This window comes from Saccharomonospora halophila 8, assembly GCF_000383775.1.
GTDB classification, from domain to species: Bacteria; Actinomycetota; Actinomycetes; order Mycobacteriales; family Pseudonocardiaceae; genus Saccharomonospora; species Saccharomonospora halophila.
In genome coordinates this window covers 11,625-15,075 of sequence record NZ_KB912543.1, presented here as the reverse complement: position 1 = coordinate 15,075, position 3,451 = coordinate 11,625, and the positions used below count along the sequence as shown (strand labels likewise).

General features: G+C 72.5%; 3 protein-coding genes and 2 pseudogenes. All 5 read right to left on the bottom strand.

The genetic code is table 11. The annotated features are described in order from the left end of the window. A pseudogene (locus SACHA_RS25290) lies at positions 1-485 on the bottom strand (phage shock envelope stress response protein PspM); the annotation flags it as partial. Positions 486-506: 21 nt separating this feature from the next. Further along, entirely contained in the window at positions 507-1,361 is an 855-nt protein-coding gene (locus SACHA_RS0110650; RefSeq protein WP_019809550.1) for a PspA/IM30 family protein, read from the bottom strand. A 223-nt stretch (positions 1,362-1,584) separates the two neighbouring features. Next, on the bottom strand, positions 1,585-2,061 hold the full coding sequence (locus tag SACHA_RS0110645; protein ID WP_019809549.1) for a helix-turn-helix domain-containing protein: 477 nt from the start codon (positions 2,059-2,061) through the stop codon (positions 1,585-1,587). Positions 2,062-2,156: 95 nt separating this feature from the next. Beyond that, positions 2,157-2,689, bottom strand: a pseudogene (locus SACHA_RS21495) (CinA family protein). A 17-nt stretch (positions 2,690-2,706) separates the two neighbouring features. Continuing rightward, a complete protein-coding gene (gene pgsA, locus SACHA_RS21490) occupies positions 2,707-3,399 on the bottom strand; it encodes a CDP-diacylglycerol--glycerol-3-phosphate 3-phosphatidyltransferase (RefSeq protein ID WP_083935828.1) in 693 nt (230 codons plus the stop codon). Positions 3,400-3,451 lie beyond the last annotated feature (52 nt).

Sequence of the window (3,451 nt, the reverse complement as noted above, 5' to 3'; positions counted from 1 at the left end):
AGTGCGCCCGGGGCGGACGAGTGCCGCTCGGGCAACGGCGTGCGGGAGAGCCGGTGGAGGCGGATGCCGGAGCGCACCCCGAGCGCGCCGAAGATCAGCGTCGCCGCGAGACCGCTGAACGCGCCCTGGACGCCCTCCGCCCCGCTGACGCCGGCGTAGCCCACCACCGCCCACAACACGCTGAGCAGGGTCAGCACCGACCACACCGTCAGGGCGCGCGACGTGCGCCGCCGCTTGCGCCGGAGTTTCGCCGCCGGATCGTTCCAGCGGTCCCACTTGTCCCGGATCTCGGCGACCACCGGCAGTTCCGCCGGGGTGGACGGCCCGCCCCCGTCCTCGTCCGGCCTCCGCCGGTCCGGGGCGGTCGACCGGTTCTCTTCTCCCGCGTAGCGCCGGAGGTGCCGGTGGGCCTGCTGGGCGTAGCCGGGCAGGCGTCGCACGTACTTCTCGAGGCCCTGTTCCCCGAAATCCCGTCGGCCCGACATCCGCCCTGCCGTTCCCGACCCTCAGGCCTCGTTCTTCTGCCGCTCGGCCTCCACCCGGGCCTGGATCTCGCTCTGCACGTCCGGGCCGGTGGAGGAGGCGGCGGCCTGCCCGGTGCCCGCGTTCTCGGAGCCGTCGGTCACCTGGGCCACCGAGTCGCCCTTCATGGAGGCGCGGATCTGTTCCAGCCTGTTGTGCCCGGCGAGCTGGGTCGTGGAGTGCTGGACCTCCATCATGCGGCCCTGCACCGAGTTCTGCGCCAGCTCCGCCGAACCGACCGCGGTCGTGTACCGCTGCTCGATCTTGTCGCGGACCTCGTCCAGCGACGGCGTGTTGCCGGAGGAGGACATCTCGGTCATCTGGTTCAGCGAGGCCGACACCTGCTCCTGCATCTTCGCCTGCTCCAGCTGGGAAAGCAGCTTGGTGCGCTCGGCCAGCTTCTGCTGGAGCATGCTCGCGTTGCGCTCGACGGCCTGCTTGGCCTGTTCGGCGGCCTGCAACGCCTGGTCGTGCAGCGTCTTCAGGTCCTCGATGCTCTGCTCCGCGGTGATGAGCTGGGCGGCGAAACCCTCGGCCGCGGTCTCGTACTCCTGCGCCTTCGCCTCGTCCCCCTTGGCGCGCGCCTCCTCGGCGAGGGTCAGCGCCTGACGGGTGGAGGACTGGAGCTTCTCCACCTCTCCCAGCTGACGGTTCAGCTTCATCTCCAGCTGACGCTGATTGCCGATCACCGACGCCGCCTGTTGGGAGAGCGACTGGTGGTTACGCTGCGCCTCCTCGATGGCCTGCTGGATCTGCACCTTCGGGTCGGCGTGCTCATCGACCTTCGACGAGAACGCCGCCATGAGGTACTTCCAGAACTTCACGAAAGGGTTGGCCATCTCCTCCGCCTGCCTTCTCACATTCCACGGTTCCCTGCGCGGGTGCCCACCTGCCGATACCGGTCGGAACACGTGACCCCCGTCTGTCGGGTTCCATCGTGTCAGGTCGGCGCCCACCGTTCCACCACGACCCCGCACGTTTCGCGCGGAAGGGACGGCGGCACGGCGTGCCCCGTACGCGGCGCCGGGGTCCCCGGGTCCCGCGTCCCGGGCCTCCGGCCCCTCAGGCCGCGAGCACCGCCTTCGACTCCGGGGCGGGAATCGTCGTACGCAGGGTGGGCGAGAGCCGGAAGTCGCCGAACTCGCCCGCGGCCCCCGTGACCGGCCGTGCCTCCTCCAGCCCCTCGGCGAGGTCCTCGGCGACGGCCTCTCTGCCGACGGGCTCGCGGGCACCGACGGACTCGCGGGCACCGGCCTCGGCGGGCAGCGGGACCGCGGATTCCGCCCCGGCGGCCTCCACCGTGCCGAGTGCGGACACGTCCGAGGCGACGTTGTGCAGCAGTTCGGGCAGCGGCAGGTCCAACGCCTCGCAGATCGAGGCGAGCAACTCGCTGGAGGCCTCCTTCTGCCCGCGCTCGACCTCCGAGAGATACCCGAGGCTCACCCTGGCGGCGCGGGAGATGTCGCGCAGCGTCCGGCGCTTGGTGGTGCGGGCATGACGGAGCCGATCACCGATCGCCTCACGCAACAGCACGGTCATCACGCGCCTCCCTTCCATCTGTCGTCCACGGTACCCAGGCCGGGGGACGGAACGCAGGTGCCGACACGGTCGTCCGCCCTGAGCGAACGAGCGACTCAGCGTCGTAGTTCCCCACGCAGGCATCGGTACAGCACGGCGAACGCCTCCGCCACCGCCGCCTCCCGCACGGCGCGACGATCACCCGGACAGAGCAGCGTCCGGACCTCGCGCCGGTCGGGCCCGGCGAGTGCGACATACACGGTGCCCGGCCCGACGCCGTCCTGGGGATCGGGTCCGGCGACGCCGGTCAGGCCCAGGCCCCAGTCCGCTCCGCACCGGTGCCGCGCCCCTCCGCCAGTTGCGCGGCGACCTCGGGGTGGACGGCCCCGTGCTCGGCCAGCAGGTCCGGATCCACCCCCGCGAGGGTGTGCTTGAGGTCGGTGGCGTAGACGACGAGCCCACCACGCACCGCCACGCTCGCCCCGGGTACCCCGGTCAGCCGGGCGCACACCAGTCCGGCGGTCAGCGACTCCGCCGTGGCCACCGTCCACCCGCGCCGGGAGAGTTCGGTGACGACGTCGGCGGCCTCCGCCCGGGGGAGCGTGTCCCCGCTCGACCGTTCCTCCGGAGGGGCGCAGTCGTGGGGCATCGGATCTCCGGAACCGTTCATTCCGTCGCCGGACCCGTCCGTCCCGGCCCCGGCCCCCAGGAGGAGGGATCCGCTCCGGTGTCCCGGCCGTCCGTGCGGTCGTTGCCGGACCGACCGTCGCCCCCCGCGCGCATCCGCAGTGCCCGCACCAGATAATCCAGCCCGGTCACCACGGTCAGCACCACGGCGAGCGCCATGAGCGTCCACCGGACCGGGTCGGCGACGTCCGGAAGCGGGAGCAGGAAGGCGGCGATGGCCACCACCTGGGCGAGCGTCTTCGCCTTGCCCCCGCGGCTCGCGGCGATCACCCCGTGCCGGATCACCCAGAACCGCAGCGCCGTGACGCCCAGCTCCCGCGCGGCGATCACCGCCGTGATCCACCACGGCAGCTCACCGAGCACACTCAGCCCCACCAGCGCGGCCCCGATCAGCGCCTTGTCCGCGATCGGGTCGGCGACCTTGCCGAAGTCGGTGACCAGCTCGTACCGCCGGGCCACCCACCCGTCGATCCGGTCGGTGAGCGCCGCCGCCACGAACACGGCCATGGCGAGGTACCGCCACAGCGGGTCCTCGCCCCTCTCGACGAACAGCACGACCACGAACAGCGGCACCAGGGCGAGACGCACGACGGTGAGCACGTTCGCCAGGTTCATCCGGGACGGTCCCGACTCCGCGGGCCGGTCCCCTTCCCCGGCTCGCCCCGCGGTCATGTCGCGACGCCCCTTCCGCCGTGGGCCGGCGCGGACCCGGCCGCGCCGTCGG

Bases quoted from the DNA above. Each gene is read 5' to 3' on its own strand.
- SACHA_RS0110650 (WP_019809550.1), bottom strand. From the start codon at position 1,361: ATGGCCAACCCTTTCGTGAAGTTCTGGAAGTACCTCATGGCGGCGTTC.
- SACHA_RS0110645 (WP_019809549.1), bottom strand. From the start codon at position 2,061: ATGACCGTGCTGTTGCGTGAGGCGATCGGTGATCGGCTCCGTCATGCC.
- pgsA (WP_083935828.1), bottom strand. From the start codon at position 3,399: ATGACCGCGGGGCGAGCCGGGGAAGGGGACCGGCCCGCGGAGTCGGGA.